This is a genomic window from Streptococcus sp. HMSC073F11 (assembly GCF_001810785.1).
Lineage (GTDB): Bacteria > Bacillota > Bacilli > Lactobacillales > Streptococcaceae > Streptococcus.
In genome coordinates this window covers 522,880-542,674 of sequence record NZ_KV802690.1, presented here as the reverse complement: position 1 = coordinate 542,674, position 19,795 = coordinate 522,880, and the positions used below count along the sequence as shown (strand labels likewise).

The 19,795-nt window shown below is 39.2% G+C and carries 11 protein-coding genes; 1 reads left to right on the top strand and 10 read right to left on the bottom strand.

Annotated elements, in window-relative coordinates:
* Positions 1–6: 6 nt before the first annotated feature.
* The 6 genes from HMPREF2764_RS04250 to gyrA all read right to left on the bottom strand — a co-directional run bounded on the left by HMPREF2764_RS04250 (position 7) and on the right by gyrA (position 8,635).
* On the bottom strand, positions 7–1,677 hold the full coding sequence (locus HMPREF2764_RS04250; RefSeq protein ID WP_044020625.1) for a hypothetical protein: 1,671 nt from the start codon (positions 1,675–1,677) through the stop codon (positions 7–9).
* A 7-nt stretch (positions 1,678–1,684) separates the two neighbouring features.
* Complete coding sequence (locus HMPREF2764_RS04245; RefSeq protein WP_070527421.1) at positions 1,685–2,959, bottom strand: DUF2130 domain-containing protein; 1,275 nt, start codon at positions 2,957–2,959, stop codon at positions 1,685–1,687.
* A 95-nt stretch (positions 2,960–3,054) separates the two neighbouring features.
* Positions 3,055–4,335, bottom strand: a complete 1,281-nt coding sequence (locus tag HMPREF2764_RS04240; RefSeq protein ID WP_070527418.1) for an O-acetylhomoserine aminocarboxypropyltransferase/cysteine synthase family protein — start codon at positions 4,333–4,335, stop codon at positions 3,055–3,057.
* A 147-nt stretch (positions 4,336–4,482) separates the two neighbouring features.
* Positions 4,483–5,280: a formate/nitrite transporter family protein gene (locus HMPREF2764_RS04235; protein WP_033677042.1), complete on the bottom strand. Its 798-nt coding sequence runs from the start codon at positions 5,278–5,280 to the stop codon at positions 4,483–4,485.
* A 143-nt stretch (positions 5,281–5,423) separates the two neighbouring features.
* Positions 5,424–6,167 carry a class A sortase gene (locus HMPREF2764_RS04230; protein ID WP_023947195.1) on the bottom strand — a complete coding sequence of 248 codons (744 nt, stop codon included), beginning with the start codon at positions 6,165–6,167 and terminating at the stop codon, positions 5,424–5,426.
* Positions 6,167–8,635 carry a DNA gyrase subunit A gene (gyrA, locus tag HMPREF2764_RS04225; RefSeq protein WP_023947197.1) on the bottom strand — a complete coding sequence of 823 codons (2,469 nt, stop codon included), beginning with the start codon at positions 8,633–8,635 and terminating at the stop codon, positions 6,167–6,169. The genes HMPREF2764_RS04230 and gyrA overlap by 1 nt, the downstream gene beginning before the upstream one ends.
* Before the next feature lie 194 nt (positions 8,636–8,829).
* Between gyrA and HMPREF2764_RS04220 the strand changes: the two genes are divergently transcribed.
* Positions 8,830–9,816 (top strand): L-lactate dehydrogenase, encoded by a 987-nt coding sequence (locus HMPREF2764_RS04220; RefSeq protein WP_000204729.1) that lies wholly within the window; start codon positions 8,830–8,832, stop codon positions 9,814–9,816.
* A gap of 317 nt (positions 9,817–10,133) precedes the next feature.
* Here the strand turns inward: HMPREF2764_RS04220 and pyk are convergent, their stop codons facing one another.
* From pyk to HMPREF2764_RS09615, 4 genes are all read right to left on the bottom strand, one after another.
* Entirely contained in the window at positions 10,134–11,639 is a 1,506-nt protein-coding gene (gene pyk, locus HMPREF2764_RS04215) for a pyruvate kinase (protein WP_070527415.1), read from the bottom strand.
* A gap of 56 nt (positions 11,640–11,695) precedes the next feature.
* On the bottom strand, positions 11,696–12,703 hold the full coding sequence (gene pfkA / locus HMPREF2764_RS04210; RefSeq protein ID WP_000820863.1) for a 6-phosphofructokinase: 1,008 nt from the start codon (positions 12,701–12,703) through the stop codon (positions 11,696–11,698).
* Positions 12,704–12,784: 81 nt separating this feature from the next.
* On the bottom strand, positions 12,785–15,886 hold the full coding sequence (locus HMPREF2764_RS04205) for a DNA polymerase III subunit alpha (protein ID WP_070527412.1): 3,102 nt from the start codon (positions 15,884–15,886) through the stop codon (positions 12,785–12,787).
* Between the two features lie 133 nt (positions 15,887–16,019).
* On the bottom strand, positions 16,020–19,795 hold a 3,776-nt coding region (locus HMPREF2764_RS09615; protein ID WP_148129352.1), incomplete at its 5' end, for a mucin-binding protein.

Below are 19,795 nucleotides of genomic sequence, written 5' to 3'. Positions count from 1 at the left end.
ATTCTCCTATAGTAAATCGTTTAATGCACTTTGCATTTCTTCAAGTTCACTTTGCTTTTCATCAAAGTATATTTCATTAGCTAATAATCGCTGTTTGAAATCAATCTTTGAATTAGAAAACTCCTCTTGAACATTACCAAGAAGTTCTCTTAGTTTTTGATGGTTCTTAGCCATCTTAATGAATATATCATTTCGCTTAACAGCAACATTTTGCTCGGCAACAAAAATTTGAACATCCTGAATTCTTAACAATTCGTTTTTCTTATTAGCTTGTTTCTTTTGATTTTCCTCAATTAATTTTTTTGAAATAAATTGATCAAGTCCGTTAATGATTATCGCTCCCAAGATTCCAGTTAGTAAACTCGCAAAGAACATCCCTAAAATATTAGCAATTGTTCCTAGGAGTTTTATTTCAAAAGTCATACCTGGTACCTTATTTAAGAACTGCTCAAAATATTCTCCTAAAAACATTGCTCCTACAGCAACTAAACCAGAAGTAATGATTTTTGAAATGTGAGCTATCTTAATTGCTGTAGAATGTGTTTGATTTTCAGGGTTAGATAAATAAGAAATGCTTTCTCTGATAGAACCAAATAATTGTTTAATCAAGTTTGGAAGTTTTTGTAATTTCTGGTTAAATGCGCCAATAATTTCTCCAACAATGCTTCCAACAAAACTATCTACACCCACTTTAATAAAATCTTTGATTTTACCAAAAAATGAATGAAGTGCTTTTTTCATTTCCTCCATAAATGTATCAAAAGATTGTTTTTTTGCTTTAAAATACCTCACTAGAGCATTCATAATTTCCTTCAGCATTCCAAAAAGAGCTGCAACAAACATAGCTTTTATAGCATCTTTACCAGCTTTATTGGCCATTCTGACAGAAGCTTTCTTTGCAATATCCTTATTAATAGCTTTCTTTGCTGTCTTCTCAGCCTTAAGCATCTTCTTTGAATCAGCTGCTAGTTTATCATTTAATCTTTTATTATTTTCAGCTTTAAGATTTCGCTTTTCGGCATCTGAGATATTCATCTTATCTATTTTTTCATTTGCTTTTTTAACTTGTTCTCTAAGATTTCTTTCTCTTAGTTCCTTATTTTTTATGTAATCGCTATTAGATTTTGCGCCTTTACTTTTATTAAGAGATTCATTAGTCGCAGATAAATTTTCAGATTTGTTAGCTAAATCAGAAGGATCAATATCTGCTATTTTTCTCCATGGATTTTCAAAAATCTGTTTTCGCGGTACGATGTGATCCAGATTAGCTTTTTCGTTTATTTTTAATTTTTTTCCGGTGTATTCATCCTTCAAGTTTCCTAATTTTTGCTTATGTTTCATTGCCTTATTTGCATCAGTATATCTTTTGTCTTTAACAATCTGATCAGCAATTTCTTTTGTATAGCCATTTGGGTTCTTTTCGTTATATTGCTTTAGTAATGTATCACTTGTCATATCTAAACCAATTTGATTCCCGAATTGATTCCAAATTTCATCCAAAATAACATCTCCTAATTTATCCGGTGAACTAATTTCTTTACAATCTACTTCTAATTTCTCAAGATTAGAAAACTCCATTGTAAATTGCTGTTCCAATAGTTCTTCTAACTCATCATAGTTTAAATTTTCGGACTCATTTACTTCTTCAGTATTCAATACTAATAATTCATTTTCCACTGCTTTCTCACTCTCCCTTCAGCGCTTCGAACTTCGCTTTCATAGTTGGATTTTTTCGGGTCAATTTTTTAACTGAAACATCTTCCAACTTGTTATTAGCAAGACGAAGTTGGTTTTCGGATGTGGTCAGGAACTTCTTGACCTCTTCCATGCGTTTGATAGCCTTGTCGATTTCATCAATTGCTTTACCAAAGTTGGTCGAAGCAGAGTTGTAGTTCTTGGCAAAGGCTAGTTTAAAGGCATCCAAATCTTCCTCAAAATGTGTAATATCAATATTTTGTTCCCGAACCAAGGCCAACTCTTGCTTATATTTCAAAGAATTAAGCGCCGCATTTCGCAAGAGACCAATCAACTGAATAAAGAACTGAGGACGAACCACATACATCTTTTCATACTCGTGACTGACGTCAACAATCCCTGTGTTAAAGTAGTCGTTATCTGCTTCTAACATAGTCACCAAAACGGCATACTCACAGTTCTTCTCCCGACGGTCCTTGTCCAATTCCTTGTAGAAGTCCGCATTCTTATGCTTCTTCTCTGTTCCATCCGCTTCATTTTTCATCTCAAACATGATGGAAATAATTTCCACTCCACTTTCATCACATTCTCGAAAGATAAAGTCCCCTTTAGACCCACGCGCAGAGACCTTGTTATCCTTCTCAAAGTAGGCATTTGGAAAGGCAAAACTACGAACCTTGTTAAACTCACTCTCTGCATACTGTTCCAAACTTTCCCCAATTGCCTTGGTTGATTGTTGGGCTTTGAAATTCTTATAGAATTCGACTTGTTCACTGGCTGCCTTAAGCTGGGCTTCGTAATTCTGCTTAATAGAAGCCAAAGACAGCTCATTTTCCTTTTCTTGCAAGAGGAGCTGGTTTTTGACCTGATCACGTTCTTTTTCTAAGTCAGAAAGAGTCTTTTGCAGTTGATTTTCATGTTCCAAACGCAAGGTAGCCAATTGATTTTCCAAGGCCTGTACTTCCTTGTCCTTAGCCAATAAGGCCTGGTTGCTTGTCTGTTCAACCTCTTTCTTGGCCAATTCTTTTTCTGTATCAAAGTTTTGGATTTGACTCTGTAATTGCGCAATTTCTTGGTCTTTTTGAGCTAGTTTAGACTGTTGTTCATTCATGGCCTTTTGCTCAGCCAAGGCCAGTTCCTGTTTCATCCTATCATGTAGTTCCTTATCAAACTCTGCTGTTCTCACTTGAGACAGAAGTTTGGCATACTGACTTTCATTTACTGTAAATACTTCCCCACAGTTGGGGCATTTGATTTCGTTCATAACATTCCTCTTTCTAGACTTCTTTAACCATTATATCATGCCTAAGGAAAAATCAAAAACAGCGAGTCGAAACCCACTGTTTATCTTCTTTTTCTTTAAATTTTTTCCAAGGCCAAGCGCAAGTCTTCAATCAAATCATCCACATTTTCAAGTCCGATAGACAAACGAATTTGGTTTGGTGTGATACCTGCTGCTTCTAGGTCTTTTTCTGACAATTGACCGTGAGTGGTTGTGGCTGGATGGACAACAAGAGACTTGGCATCTGCCACATTTGCAAGGTCAGAGAAGATTTCTAAATGATCAATTACCTTGCGTGCTTCTGCCTCCCCACCTTTGACATGGAAGGTAAAGATTGAACCCACACCTTTAGGCAAGTATTTCTCAGCCAAGGCATGATAAGGACTATCTGCAAGTTTTGGATAATTGACTTTTTCTACCTTAGGATGGTTGACAAGGAAATCAACAATTTTCTCTGCATTTTGCACATGGCGTTCCACACGAAGAGAAAGGGTTTCAAGTCCTTGGAGTAAGAGAAAGGCATTAAATGGCGACAAGGCTGCACCTGTATCACGAAGCAATTGGACACGGACAGCGATAATAAAGGCTGCTGCACCCACATCACGAGTATAGCTCAAATTGTGGTAGCTTGGGTCTTCCTCAACAAATTGAGGGAATTTTCCTGAAGCTGCCCAGTCAAAACGACCGCTATCGACAATCACTCCTCCAATAGTTGTACCATGCCCACCGATAAACTTAGTCGCAGAGTGAATGGCAATATCTACACCATGAGAAAAGACATTAATCAAGTAAGGTGTGGCAAAGGTATTGTCAGAAACAAGTGGAATCTGGTGTTTATGCGCAATCTCAGCCAATTTTTCCAAATCAGGAATGTTAATCAAGGGATTGCCCAAGGTTTCAATCAAGACAAGCTTGGTATTGTCACCGATAGCTGCTTCCACTTCTTCCAAATTATCCACATCGACAAAGGTTGTTGTGATACCATAACGAGGAAGGGTTTCCTTCAAGAGATTGAAGGTTCCACCGTAAATAGTTGAGGCTGCTACTACATGGTCACCAGCGTGGGCAAGTGCCAAAATCGTATAAGTCACTGCGGCCATACCTGATGCTGTTGCAAGAGCTCCAACACCACCTTCAAGAGCAGCAATTCTTTCTTCAAAAGCAGCCGTTGTAGGATTTGTAATACGAGTATAGATATTACCTGGCTTTCTCAAGGCAAACAAATCGGCACCTTCCTGCGTGTCATCAAAAACAAAGGATGTTGTTTGATAAATCGGAACTGCACGAGACTTAGTTGCTGGATCTACAACTTGACCAGCATGTAGTTGTAGAGTTTCAAATTGAAAATCACGAGTCATAAAACGACCTCCAAATAGTTTAATTAAGGATATTGTAGCACCTTAAGGTATAGTTTACAAATATCAGTTTTCTATATTATGATATAAGAACTAACTATTACCTTATTTTAAAATCGAAAAAAGCACGACTCAATCGTGCTCATTTTCTTAATCTACATAAGTATCTTCGTTTTTATTAAGGAAGGCATATGGAAGACCCATCAAGAGGCCTCCACCAATCAAGTTTCCAACGAAGGTTACACCCCAGTGACGAAGCATATTTCCAACACCGAAGTTAGCAATTGAGTCAGCAGCAACACTGAATTTTACAATAGCGAATGAAGCAAAGTTCGCCGCAATGTGCTCGTTTGTTAAGAATACAAACATGTAAATTGCTGATAAAACGAGCCATAGTTTGGCACCACCATCTTTGACCAAAACAAATGAAAGAATCGCAATATTTACGAAAATATTTGCCAAAATCGCCTCAAGCAAGATTAATTCATTTGAACGGCCTAACTTCATCTCAACAACCCCTGAGATGAAACTATCGTGAGTCAGATGTGCATAAGCTGCTGAGTGGGCAAAGCCCCAACCTGCTATCAAAGCCCCGATAAGGTTGAACAGGGTACAGTAAAGTAAAATCTCAGCTGTTTTTCTCCAAGATATTTTTTTCAAGAAACTACCAGCAGTCAAGAACATCATGTTTGATGTTACCAACTCGGCATTCAAGAAAACAATGTAGGCCAAGCCCCAAGCAAAGACAAATGGGAAGAGGAAGCGTCCACTACCTGGTGCAATTTTATTAATCAAGTCAGCCCCAACTGCACCTGCAGCAGTACTGAAGGTTAAAAATGCACCTGCGAACATAGAACGAATCGCATACTTAAATTTGCTTTGACTATAAAGACTTTCTTTCTTCTTACAAGCAAATTCAATCTTTGAGATAAATTCTGAAGAAACCATAATAAACTCCTAAAAATTTTTTACCTGATAATTATATCACAAACTTTAGAATTAAGGAAACGTTTTCTGTATTTCATAACAGTTTATTTTGAAACGCAATCTATAAAAAATCAGTAAAACCTAAGATTTTACTGATTTTATCTTTAATAACGTTGTTTATATGGTTGATTGAAAGCTGTTAGAATTTCTTCAGGTGTTTGTGAATAATCTTTTGTATCTTTCAAGTCACCTTTGACGATAATACGTTCTGTCGCATCATAGTCAACACAGGTTACAAGTGTGATTTCATCAACTCCAGTACGGTCATCAATCTCATCAACGCGATCGGGGGTCACATGCTTCACTTCACGGATTTCATAGGTATAAACTTTATCCTTATCAGTTAGATAAATTTTCATCCCATTTTTAGCGCGTGATAATGGAGAAAAGAGCATTTGGCTGGCGTTTTCCGCCGTGAAGATGTGATGGCTCGCAAGGGAATAGTTTCCTTTCCCCATCACTTGATCACGCTTCATTGTACCAGCTCCATAGAAGAGATTGACATTATCCAGTCCCTTAAAAATAGGCAAGTTAATTTCTACCTCAGGGACAGCAATTCCACCGATAACTGGCAATTTTTGCGAATCCCATTGTGAGGATAAGACAGCTTCTGACGAGATGGCTTTTACGGAATCAAAGTCAAAATTCCCTTCTGTATCTTGATTTTCTTCCAATTTTTCTTTTGATACCTGGCTGACTTGGTATTTATTCGTATTCCAAACCATGAACATATCACGAATTTTTGAATTGAAAATCAAAGCTATTGACAAGATGATTAAGAATCCTGCCAAGATATTGATTAGTAAATTTTTACGGTTTGTTTTCTTTTTATTCTTTTTATGAGACATTATGCTTCACCTTCTGTTTCGTTTTCTGTCCCAACTTCTTCTTTTTCTGCAGCAGCAACCGTAGTAAAGGTTACAATTTTAGCATCTTGGTCCAGGCGCATCACTTTAACTCCCATAGTTGAACGACCTGTTTGTGAAATATTGGCAACGTTGGTTCTAATCATGACACCAGTATCAGTGATAATCATCAAATCTTCATCGCCTTTAACGGTCATAAGACCAGCAAGAGAACCGTTCTTTTCTGTAATCTTAGCGGTTTGCATCCCTTTACCACCACGACCTTTAGTTGGATATTCGGTCGCAACTGTGCGCTTACCATAGCCCTTTTCTGTGATGATAAGAACCTCGTCCTGGTCTGTAATCACACTAGCACCAACAACTGTGTCTCCGTCACGAAGGTTAACACCTTTCACACCAGTGGCGATACGACTCATACCACGAACGGCTGATTGATTAAAGCGAATTGAATAACCAAACTTGGTACCAATGATAATGTCCGTATCCTCTTCTGTCAGTAAGACATTAATCAACTCATCTTCATCCTTGAGGTTAAGTGCTTTAAGTCCATTCTGACGGATATTAGCAAATTCCTTAACGCTGGTTCTCTTCACAATACCATGACGGGTTGTGAAGAAGAGGTAAGCATCATCACTACGTTCAGACTCAACATTGATGATGGTCTGAATACTTTCACCTTCATCCAATTTCAAAAGATTGACAATTGGCAATCCCTTAGCAGTACGGCCATATTCAGGAATTTCATATCCTTTAAGGCGATAGACACGTCCTTTATTTGTAAAGAAGAGTAGGTGATCATGGGTACTAGTTGACACTAACTCACGAACAAAATCGTCATCCTTAACACCTGTTCCTTGAACACCACGCCCCCCACGTTTTTGAGCAGTAAACTCAGCTTGGTCCAGACGTTTGATGTATCCTTTGTTAGAAAGAGTGATCAAGACATCAGCTTCTTCAATTAGATCCTCATCTTCAAGACTCAAGACTTCACCGACCATCAATTCCGTACGACGTTGGTCTCCAAACTTACGCTTGACTTCATCTAATTCATCCTTGATAATTTGAGAAACACGTTCTGGCTTAGCAAGAATATCTGCTAAATCTGCAATCAGAGCCAATAAGTCATCATACTCTGACTGAATCTTATCACGTTCCAAACCTGTCAAACGGCGAAGACGCATATCAAGAATGGCTTGACTTTGACGTTCAGAAAGCTTAAACTTGCTCATCAACTCAGCTTGTGCTTCCGCATCCGTTTCACTAGCACGGATGATACGAATCACTTCGTCGATATGGTCTAGCGCAATCAAGAGACCTTCTAAGATATGAGCACGCGCTTCTGCTTTTTCCTTATCAAAACGTGTCCGACGAACAACCACTTCTTTTTGGTGCTCAATATAAGCATCCAAAATCTGACGAAGGGACAAAATCTTTGGTACCCCATTTTGGATTGCAAGCATATTAAAACCAAAGTTGGTTTGCATCTGGGTCATCTTGAAGAGGTTGTTGAGGATAACATTGGCTGAGGCATCACGCTTGACTTCAATAACAAATCGAACACCTTCACGGTTTGACTCATCACGTACTGCTGTGATGCCCTCAATGCGTTTTTCCTGAACCAAACGAACAATATGCTCATGCACCTTTGTTTTATTGACCATATAAGGAAATTCTGTTACAACAATACGCTCACGGCCAGTCTTAGTTTCCTCAATTTCAGTACGAGAACGAAGGACAATAGAACCTTTACCTGTTTCATAAGCCTTATGAATACCTGATTTCCCCATAACAAGAGCACCAGTTGGAAAATCTGGACCAGGCAAGACTTCCATCAAGTCCTTAGTAGTCACTTCAGGATTGTCCATGACCAACTTCACTGCATCAATGGTTTCACCCAGGTTATGAGGTGGAATATTGGTTGCCATCCCAACGGCAATACCAGTTGCTCCATTAACCAAAAGGTTTGGAAAACGCGCTGGCAAGACCAAGGGTTCACGTTCATTGGCATCATAGTTATCAACGAAATCAACCGTATTTTTGTTGATATCACGAAGCATTTCCAGCGCAATCTTGCTCATACGTGCCTCAGTATAACGCTGGGCAGCTGCACCGTCTCCATCCATAGAACCAAAGTTTCCATGCCCATCGACAAGCATGTAACGGTAGCTCCACCATTGAGCCATACGGACCATGGCTTCATAGATAGAGGAATCCCCGTGTGGGTGATATTTACCCATGACATCCCCTGTAATACGAGCAGATTTTTTATGAGGTTTGTCTGGAGTAACACCCAGTTCATTCATTCCGTAGAGAATCCGACGGTGGACGGGTTTCAAGCCATCTCGAACATCAGGAAGAGCCCGCGCTACGATAACACTCATAGCGTAGTCAATAAAGCTCGTCTTCATCTCCTTTGTCAGATTGACATTCACTAAATTTCTATCCTGCATTAATAAATGCCTCATTTCACTATTAGTAATTAACTATATTATACCATAATGTCCGCTATATTTCAGGTATCTAAAACCACTAAAACGTTTACATCAAGAACTGAAATGTATATCCGTGACAAAGCTTTTCAAAAGTGATAAAATTGAAATAACTGGGGAAATCCCTGAATAAAATTAAGGAGATGTTTAGAATAATGACTTCAACTAAACAACACAAAAAAGTTATCCTTGTCGGTGATGGTGCTGTAGGTTCTTCTTACGCTTTTGCACTTGTTAACCAAGGAATTGCACAAGAGCTTGGAATTATCGAAATTCCACAATTGCATGAAAAAGCTGTTGGTGACGCGCTTGACCTTAGTCACGCCCTTGCCTTCACTTCACCTAAAAAAATCTATGCAGCTCAATACTCTGACTGTGCAGACGCTGACCTTGTTGTAATCACTGCAGGTGCGCCTCAAAAACCAGGTGAAACTCGTCTTGACCTTGTAGGTAAAAACCTTGCTATCAACAAATCAATTGTAACTCAAGTTGTTGAATCAGGTTTCAAAGGTATCTTCCTTGTTGCTGCTAACCCAGTTGACGTCTTGACTTACTCAACTTGGAAATTCTCTGGATTCCCTAAAGAACGCGTTATCGGTTCAGGTACTTCACTTGACTCAGCTCGTTTCCGTCAAGCACTTGCTGAAAAATTGGATGTTGATGCTCGTTCAGTCCACGCCTACATTATGGGTGAACACGGTGACTCTGAGTTCGCTGTTTGGTCACACGCTAACATCGCTGGTGTAAACCTTGAAGAATTCCTTAAAGACACTCAAAATGTTCAAGAAGCTGAATTGATTGAATTGTTCGAAGGTGTTCGTGACGCAGCTTACACAATCATCAACAAAAAAGGTGCAACATACTACGGTATCGCAGTAGCCCTTGCTCGTATTACTAAAGCAATCCTTGACGATGAAAACGCAGTACTTCCACTTTCAGTATTCCAAGAAGGTCAATACGGAGTTAAAAACGTCTTTATCGGTCAACCAGCTGTTGTTGGTGCACATGGTATTGTTCGTCCAGTAAATATCCCATTGAACGACGCAGAAACTCAAAAAATGCAAGCATCTGCAAATGAATTACAAGCTATTATTGACGAAGCATGGAAAAACCCAGAATTCCAAGCTGCTTCTAAAAACTAATTTAGATAGTAATAACTCCTTGAGTCATCAGGGAGTTATTTTTTATCTGTATTTGAACTAAACATTTTATGAAGTTTACGTAAAAAACAACATAACTTTAAAAGCTATCGTGTCACAGTTTGGACATAAATCCGAAAACTACCAATTAGATCTATCCTCACGTTACAAAAAGTCTGTAGCAAGCAGTATTTGACGCACTTGATACCGTCGCATTAAATCGAAAGTAAAAAGTTTTGCCCCATTTGTGCTCCATAGACAAAAAAAGAGCCCATCATACAGGCTAGAAAGCTTGATATGATAGGCTTTTTAATGTTAGATTAACGTACTGTACGGATACGCATTGTGTTTGTACGAACAGCTTCTCCAACTGGTACACCAGCTACGATAACGATATCGTCACCAGATTGTACAAGTCCTGCTTCAACTGCTTTACGTTCAGCAATTTCGAACATATCATCAGTTGAAGATGGAGCATCTGTCAACATTGGGATAACACCCCAGTTCAACATCAATCCACGTTCTGTCAATTCGTCGAATGTCAATGCCAAGATGTCAGCATTTGGACGGTATTTAGAGATCAAACGTGCAGTGTGACCTGTCTTAGTAAGAGTTACAACCAATTTAATATCCATTGAGTTAGTAGCATCTTTAACAGCTGAAGCCATTACTTCTGTCTTAGAGTTACGTTCAAATGAATCTGAGTTCAAGCGACCGTATTCGTTAAGAAGAGTTTGAGCGTTCTTGTCGATTGTAGCCATTGTAGTTACTGACTCAAGTGGGTATTTACCGTTTGCAGACTCACCTGAAAGCATTGTAGCGTCAGTACCGTCGATAACAGCGTTGAATACGTCTGATACTTCTGAACGAGTTGCACGTGGTTTTTCAGTCATTGTTTCAAGCATGTTTGTTGCAGTGATAACAACTTTACCTGCAGCATTGACTTTAGTGATGATCATTTTTTGGTAAACTGGAACCATTTCGAATGGTACTTCGATACCCATGTCACCACGAGCAATCATGATACCATCAGCAGCTTCGATGATTTCATCCAAGTTATCGATACCTTGTTGGTTTTCGATTTTAGCGAACAATTGAACGTGTCCGTTCCCAGTTTCTTCACAGATTGCACGAACTTCGTTCACGTCTTTTGCAGTACGTACGAATGAAATAGCGATGAAGTTGATACCTTGTTCAAGACCGAAACGGATATCGTCGTTATCGCGTTCAGCAAGAGCTGGGAAAGGAATTTTAGTGTTAGGAATGTTAACACCTTTTTGTTTAGCGATGATACCATCGTTTTCAACTTCAACTTCAAACTCACGAGTTGCATCATCTTTAGCAACCACACGAAGACCAAGTTTACCATCGTCAACCAAAACTTGACGACCAACTTCAACATCATCATAGATATCAAGAGCACCAGCAACGTTCAATGCAATCACTTCACGAGTTGATTTGATTCCTTGTTTAGTTGCAACACGGATTTTCTCACCAGTTTTGTATGAATACTCTTTAGCTTCACCTTCGAACAATTCTGTACGGATTTCTGGTCCTTTTGTATCAAGAAGGAAACCAACTTTTTTACCTGCAAGTTTTTCAGCAAGTTTAACAGTTGCCATACGCTCACCTTGTTCTTGGTGGTCACCGTGTGAGAAGTTGAAACGGAATGTGTTAGCACCAGCTTCAATCAATTTAGCAATGTTTTTAGCTGAAGCTTCAACATCAAGTTTTTCACCCCAGTATCCGTCATCACCAAATTTTTTACCACCACGGATTTCTACCGCAGGTCCCAAAGTTGCAACGATTTTTACACGTTTATTCATGATTTTTGTGACTCCTTTATATATGACCTTTTTGGTCTTATTAACTAAATTATAAATTATGACAAGCTCTTATTCAAGCTAGATAGCTCAAGGTCAGCCTTGTGTGGGTTGTTAACCACAATCTTACCATCTGCAGTAAGGCTAAACAATGCTCCTTCTTCTGCAGTTCCAAGAATAGGGTTTTCAACCATTTTCTCGTTACGGATACCAACCGCAACACCACCGATACCTTCTTTAAGAAGTTTAACAGCATGTGCACCCATACGTGATGCCAAAACACGGTCACGTGCAGTTGGAGAACCACCACGTTGAATATGTCCAAGTTCTGTCACACGAAGGTCGCTTGTATCCCCAGCTTCTTTTAGTTTTTGACCAAATTCAGCCGCTGACATCACACCTTCTGCCAAGACGATGATGTTGTGTTTTTTACCACACTCATAACCACATTTAATGCTTTCTACGATATCTTCAATCTTGAAGCCTTCTTCAGGAATGATGATTTCATCAGCACCAGTTGCAATACCAGCCCAAAGAGCGATATCACCTGCGTTACGTCCCATAACTTCGATAACAAAAGTACGACGGTGACTTGATGATGTATCACGAATCTTATCGATAGCGTCCATAGCAGTAGTTACCGCAGTATCAAAACCGATTGTAAAGTCAGTACCAACGATATCGTTATCGATTGTACCTGGAAGACCGATAGCTGGGAAGCCATGTTCAGTCAAACGCATAGCACCGTGGTAAGATCCGTCACCACCAATAACAACTACACCTTCAATCCCGTGTTTTTTCAATTGCTCAATCCCTTTAAGTTGCCCTTCAAGTTGAGCGAACTCTGGGTAGCGAGCTGAGTGAAGGAAAGTACCACCACGAGAAATGATGTCTCCTACTGAAGCTGCATCTAGGGGATGAATTTCACCGGCAACCATACCAGCATATCCATCATAGATACCAAACACTTCCATTCCTTCTGAAATTGCTTGACGAACAACTGCGCGGATGGCAGCGTTCATACCAGGGGCGTCTCCACCACTAGTCAAAACAGCAATACGTTTCATATTGGTTATGCTCCTTTTTCTTTTAACATTCTTACTGATTATACCACATTTACGTTGAAAATTCTTCTATTTTCCGTAATTTTAGCGATAAATCGTTTTCATAACGATTCCATTTAATTTCGCTTCTAATTCATCCGATTTAGCTACAAAATGGTTGGGAGAAACAATAGTTTTCTGTTCCTCTTCATACCTGATAATGACTGGGATTGGGCCTTTATACTGGTCTAAAATTCTCGAAATTTCTTGATCCGAATCATGATTTTTCACCTGAATCCAAAAGCGCTCAGCAACTGCTTCTCTTATTTCTTGTGCAATCATTTGCAGACGACCGTCACGTGACTGGACTTTCCCTTTGATATAGTAGAATGCCCCTTCTCTTACTTCCTGACCAATCTGTCGATATAAATCTGAAAAGAAGGTAACATCCAATTTTTTCTTACTGTCATCCACCTGTAAGAAAGCCATATTTTCACCCTTTTTGGTACGAATTACTTTTATCTTCTGAACTTCAACCAATATAATAGCATAGCTATTTTCTGATAAATTACTAATAGGAGTGATCGGATAAATAGCCTTACTTGCAATAGCTTGTAGTGGATGTTTGCTGACGCCTACTCCTAGAAGCTCTTGTTCCATGTAGAATTTTTCTTGCTCCGTCCAGTCCTCCGAATCTTGCCAACTATAGATGGTCTCTCCAAATAAGCTTCCTAATACTTTCACAAATTCAAATAGATTAGCTAAATTATTGAATACTTTTTTACGATTTTTTTCAAATGAATCGAAAAGACCAACTTTTACCAAAGGTTCTAGCAGAGGAAGTTTCAGATAATTCTCAGGTAGTTTAGCTAAAAAATCTTCAATATTAGAATAAGGTCTATGTTCAATAATCCAAAGCGCCAAATCCTTGCTGAGCCCCTTAATCGATTTCAAACCTAGATAGATAGACTTGTTGGCAATTTTATCGTGATAGGGAATAGTATTAATGGACAATGTGGCTACTTCAAAACCTGCTTCTAAGGCATCTGTTACATAATCACTGTTGGCAGAATTCAACATAATCTGATAAAAGATGGCTGGATAATGCGTTTTGAAATAGGCCAACTGGAAGGCCAAGGCTGAGTAGGCATAGGCGTGAGATCGGTTAAAACCATAACCTGCAAACTTCTCCATAACATCAAAAACCTGCTCTGCTTTTTCCACAGTATGACCAGCTTCTATGGAGCCTTGAATAAAGGAAGCCCTCATTTCATGCATGGCAGAGGCATCCTTTTTACCCATAGCTCGACGCAAAATGTCGGCCTTCCCAAGACTAAATCCAGCAAATCGCTGAGCAACCTGCATAACCTGCTCCTGATAGAGCATAATGCCATAAGTTGGAGCCAAAATATCCTCCAGAGCTGAATCTAGAACAGTCACTTCTTCCTGCCCATGTTTTCTAGCTACAAAATTATTGATATAATCACTAGCACCTGGTCGATTTAAGGAAGTAGTTGCTACGACATCTTCAAAACAGACTGGCTGCACACGCTTGAGTAGGCGAATAGCACCCGGTTGCTCGAATTGAAAGATACCTTTTGTATTTCCAGAGGCAAAAAGAGATAGAGTTTCTTTGTCTTCCAAATCTATTTCTTCAATTTTAAGGTGAATACCTTCGGTTTCAGCAAGCAACTCTTGCATTTTCTGGACAAAGGTCAAATTTCGTAGTCCCAGAAAATCCATCTTCAAAAGTCCACTTGCTTCGACTCCATGAGCATCATACTGGGTCAGTGGAATTTCGTCACCATGTTTTAGAGGGATGTAATTGGTCAAATCTTGGTCACTGATTACAACACCAGCCGCATGGACAGAGGTTTGTCTTGGATAGCCCTCAATCTTGCAGGCAATTTCAAAGGCTTTTTGGTATTCTAATTTACTATTGATTTGCTGACGAAACTGGAGATTCCCCTCATAGGCCGACTTGAGATTATCACGAAAACTGATTTTCTTGGTAATTGCAGATAATTCATACTCTGGCACACCAAAGCGTTTCAAGACATCTCGCAAAGCTTGTTTGGCACCAAAGGTTGAAAAAGTAACGATTTGAGCCGCATGTTTACTGCCATATTTATTACCAACATATCTGATAAAATCTGGACGATAAATATCTGGAATATCAATATCAATATCAGGCATAGTATAGCGTTCACGATTGAGGAAACGTTCAAAAATCAGATTCTTCTCTACTGGGTCAATCCCTGTAATGTCTAAAGCATAGGAAACCAAGCTACCAACTGCGGAACCTCGTCCCATTCCCATATAATAGCCATTCGAACGTCCAAAACGCAACAAATCCCAGACAACCAAGAAATAATCATCAAAGCCCATATCATGAATAACAGCCAATTCTTGGTCTAGACGGTCTTTATATTCTTTACCAGTTAACCCCTTCTGAGCAAGCCCCAATTCAGCACGTTCTCTCAATTCTTCTACTGCTGGCCTTGCTGGATTAAAACGAGGCAATTTTAAACTAGTATCCAAGTCATAAGAAATACCTGAAATCAGCTTTTCTAAGTTTTCCAAGGCTTGCGGAAATCGTTCTTGGAATAGTTTCTCTAAAGAACTTGCTGATATAAGAACATCTTGTCGTGAGCGCAAAGGAACTTCTCTAAGTGGTAGATTTTCTTTAATCGCTGTTAATACTTGTAGAACTTCTCTATCCCTGCTTTCAAAGGCATTGACCCGATAGAGGGGCAAGATTGGATGATGAAATTCGCTTGCTAGTGTTTCTGGGTAAACCCCTATATAGTAATCACAGCCTAGATTTAACAACTCAAGCTCTTCAAAATAAGGCACAATTACCGCAATATCCTCCAGGTACTGGGACAGAACTGACCAAGTTTTCTCCCCCTGCATCTTGGCTGTTGAAAGTTTCATCAACTGCTGATAGCCCACACTAGATAAAGCTAAAAAGCGCAGATTCACATCTTTATCATCTACAAGGACATTCATTTCAAGCCCTAACAAAGGATGAATTCCATATTTTTTTGTAACCTCTAGAAAGTCAAAAGCACCATAAAGATTGTCAATATCCATCATAGCCAGATGAGTGTATCCATAGTCTTTTGCTACTCTCACATACTTATCGATTGAAATGACACTCTCCATAAAACTATAGACTGTTTTTGTATCTAGTTGTGCGATCAATTTACACTTCTCCTCTATCGTTCTCACTATATTATACCATTTTCAAAAAGAGAAAGAAAAGAACCTGAGATAGCAAATCTCAAGTTCTTTCTTTATCTGATTGTAAGTTAGTATCTAATGAGAATCAAATTGATTATTCTTCATCTTCTCTTTTCTTACGAGCAATCAATCCAAATCCACTTAGGGCTCCTAGAAGTCCAAGTGCTGCAAGGCTAGCATGATCTTCTGTACCTGTATTTGGAAGTTCACGTTGACCATCCATGTATTGAGGTGTAGAAGGAGCTGCTGGTTGAGCTGGAGTTGTTGGAGTTCCATTATTATTTCCATTATCTGCAGGTGTTACAGGTTGTGGAGTTACTGGTTCTGGTTTTGGCTCAGGTTTTGGTTCCGGCTTAGGCTCTGGTGTAGGAGTTGGAGCTGGAGTTGGAGCTGGAGTTGGACCTGGGTATGGAGTTGGATTTGGTGTAGGATCCTTAGGAATGTAGTTGATTGGTGTATCTTGCGTTGGATCACCAGGTACCTCTGGTACTTCGTATCCTTTCGTTGGATCATTTGGATCAACTGGTTTCAATGGTTGACCTTCTGGATCTACAGGGATAAATCCTGGTACATAAGGTACTTTAGGTTTATCAGTTCCTGGTTTAGTTGGATCTTTAGGATCGTTTGGATAAGTGATTGGATTTGTTGGTGTTCCTGGAATATTTGGAATCCATGAACCTAACTTATCGTAAATCACTGTTTCATTGATATCCTTGATTGTATCAGGAGTTACTTGTACATCTTTAGTTGATGATTCTAGATCACCAGCTTTAGCGATGTAGCCTTTCACAACTGGTACTGGGTATCCGTTGAAGATATCGTCATTACGATCTGTTGTCCATTCATCATATGTGATTTCACCAGTTACTAAGTTAACTTTCGCTTCACGAGTGAACTTGATTGTTTCAACACGAGTTTCAGAAACTTCTTTTCCATTGCGATCTACATACTTGATCGTACGTGTAGCTGATTTCTCAGTTACAAGATCTTTCACAGTATTTGGCCATACTGGACTGTTTGGATCGTTAGGGAATACTGGTTTACCTGGTTCTGGTGTAGATGGTGTTACAGGTGTTCCATCTGGATTCTTCGGTATGTTTGGATCATTTGGATCTACTGGCTTACCTGGTGTAACTGGAATAATTCTTTCAGCTACTGTTACATTGAATATTTGATCTACAGATTTATCTTTATCAAATACTCTGTCTGTATCTTTAGATGGGAACTCATTCTTAACGACTCTGTAACCAGCTTTTTCAAGTTTTTCAATAGTCTTAGTTACTTCATCAACTTTAGACTTAGTGAAGTTAGCTCCTGAATCACCTTCATCTACTACTGGAGTAGATACTACTTTACCACTTTCAGTTACGAAGTTTGTGATAGCTTTTTGCTTATCAGTTACGTAAGTGATTGGTGTATCAACACTTGGATCTGTTGGTACTGGTGGTACTTCATATCCTTTAGATGGATCGTTTGGATCTACTGGTGTTAATGGAACTAGTGGGTTATCCGGACTAATTGGTTTAGTTGGATCTTTTGGTACCACTGGTGTTGTTCCTGGCACGTAAGGAACGATTGGTCTATCGTTTCCTGGTTTAGTTGGATCTTTCGGATCGTTTGGATATGGAGTTGGATCGTTTGGAGTTACTCCTTCCGGTACTTTTGGTACCCATGAACCAAGTTTAGTATAAACTACTTCGATGTTTTCATCTTTAGAGTCTGCAGTTAATCCTGTTGTAGCTGCTACTTCTTTTTGTTTGGCATCTTTCAGGATGTATCCTTTAACTACTGGTGATTCTACTTTATCGAATGTTGTATCTCCACCTTTAGCTGTCCAATCACCATAAGTAATTACACCTGTTACAGCATTAATCTTACCTTCACGAGTGAATGTAACTTTATCTGTTACTTTCTTAGCTACTTCTTCACCTTTTTCGTTAACATACTTGATTATACGGTTCACGTGGCGAGTTGTATCAATCTTCTTAATTAAATCTTCTGTCCATTTTGGTCCATCAGGGTTCTTAGGATCGATTGGATCACCTGGTTTTGGTTTATTAGGATCATTTGGGTTTTCTGGATCTACTGGTTTGATTGGCTCAACGTGTGGTGTAACTGTAACTACGAAGCTTTGATCTACTTTCGTATCTTTATCGTAGTTCTTATCTGTAGCAGTTGTGAATCCGTCACTTACTAAGTCATATCCTAGAGCTTTCAATTCAGCAAGTTTAGCTACTGTACTGTAGTCGATTGGTTCTCCAGATTTACCTTCTAGGTTATCTGTGTGAAGTACTGTTCCTGTTCCTTCTACCACATAAGTTACTTTCGCTTTTTGAGTATCTTTCTCATAAGTGATTTGCGTATCTTCTGTTGGGTTTTCAGGTGTTGGTGGAACATATCCTTTACTTGGATCGTTTGGATCTACTGGTTTCAGTGGGTTTCCATTTGGATCTTTTGGAGTTGTTCCTGGAACGTGAGGAATCACTGTTGTTGGTGTTCCTGGTTTAGTTGGATCGTTCGGATCATTTGGATATTGAGGTTTCTCAACTTTTGGAACTTCAAACCCTTCTGGTACTTTTGGTACATATTTACCTAGTGGTGTGTAAACGACATTCACTACTGAGTCAGCTGCATCATGTGCTACGTTCTCTACTTTTTCAGCTGCTTTAATATTTGCAACATATCCTTCGATTACTGGAGATGTTACTTCAGCTAATGTTTGTGGTTTTGTCCAATCAGAAGTATAAGTGATTTCACCTGTTACTTTGTTTAGATCACCTTTACGAGAGTAACGAAGTTTTTGTTCTACAGTAGTTGCAGCTTCTTGACCACGTTTAGCTTCTTCTACTTTATCAGTATTCGCATATCTGTAGTTGATTGTACGATTTACCTCATCTAGTAATCCAAGTTGTTCGTATGTACGTTGTTTTGGATCTCCAGGTACTTTGTCTCCTGGTTTTGGAGTTGTGTTTGGATTGTTTGGATCTAGCGGTTTATCTGGATCGATTGGAGTGATTCCCTCTTTAACGATTACATAGTAAACTTGACTAATTCCATCATTACCTTTGTCATCTTTATCATCGAATGTACGGTTTGCATCAGCATAGAATGCTACACGTTCTGCTGTATAAGCTGCATCTGTTGGTGCAACAACTTCATAGCCTTTAGCTTCTAATTCAGCTTTAACATTATCAACATTCGTTGTCTTGATTGCTTTACCAGCGTCTCCTGCTTCTGCAACTGAGACGTGAACTGCAGTTCCATCAGCTTTAATGAAGTGAACTAGAGCAACTTGAGAACCATCTTTCACATACGTAATTGTAGTGTTTTGAGTTGGATCTTCTGGTTGTTTTGGTACTTCATATCCTTTCGTTGGATCGTTAGGATCTTTCGGAGTTAATGGTTTACCATCTGGTCCTACTGGTGTTGTTCCAGGGATGTATGGTACTACTGGTGTTTCAGTAGGTGTTCCTGGTTTTGTAGGATCGTTTGGATTATTTGGATATGGTTTTGGCGTTAAGTCAGTATTCGCTGGAGGTGTTACTCCTTCTGGAATTACTGGAACATATGAACCAAGTTTACGGTAGATGATTGTTTCTTCACTATCTTTATCCGTAGCTTTAACACTTTCACGAGCTGTTGATTTAGCTGCTGAAGCTACATATCCTTCTTTAGCTGGTGTTGGCACAGCATCGATTGTTGTATCGTTATCTTTAGCTGTCCATGTACCGTAGTTAGAGATTGCTCCAGTTACTGGATCTAAGTCAGCGGTACGAGTGAATGTTAATGTTTGTACATTGTCAGGGATACCTGCATCTGATCCGTCTGCTAGTTTGTAGTGAACTGTGTGTGTTACTTCTTCGATTAATC

Excerpts from the sequence above, each read along its gene's own strand:
- HMPREF2764_RS04245 (WP_070527421.1), bottom strand. The coding sequence starts at position 2,959 with ATGAACGAAATCAAATGCCCCAACTGTGGGGAAGTATTTACAGTAAAT.
- HMPREF2764_RS04240 (WP_070527418.1), bottom strand. The coding sequence starts at position 4,335 with ATGACTCGTGATTTTCAATTTGAAACTCTACAACTACATGCTGGTCAA.
- HMPREF2764_RS04235 (WP_033677042.1), bottom strand. The coding sequence starts at position 5,280 with ATGGTTTCTTCAGAATTTATCTCAAAGATTGAATTTGCTTGTAAGAAG.
- HMPREF2764_RS04230 (WP_023947195.1), bottom strand. The coding sequence starts at position 6,167 with ATGTCTCATAAAAAGAATAAAAAGAAAACAAACCGTAAAAATTTACTA.
- gyrA (WP_023947197.1), bottom strand. The coding sequence starts at position 8,635 with ATGCAGGATAGAAATTTAGTGAATGTCAATCTGACAAAGGAGATGAAG.
- HMPREF2764_RS04220 (WP_000204729.1), top strand. The coding sequence starts at position 8,830 with ATGACTTCAACTAAACAACACAAAAAAGTTATCCTTGTCGGTGATGGT.
- pyk (WP_070527415.1), bottom strand. The coding sequence starts at position 11,639 with ATGAATAAACGTGTAAAAATCGTTGCAACTTTGGGACCTGCGGTAGAA.
- pfkA (WP_000820863.1), bottom strand. The coding sequence starts at position 12,703 with ATGAAACGTATTGCTGTTTTGACTAGTGGTGGAGACGCCCCTGGTATG.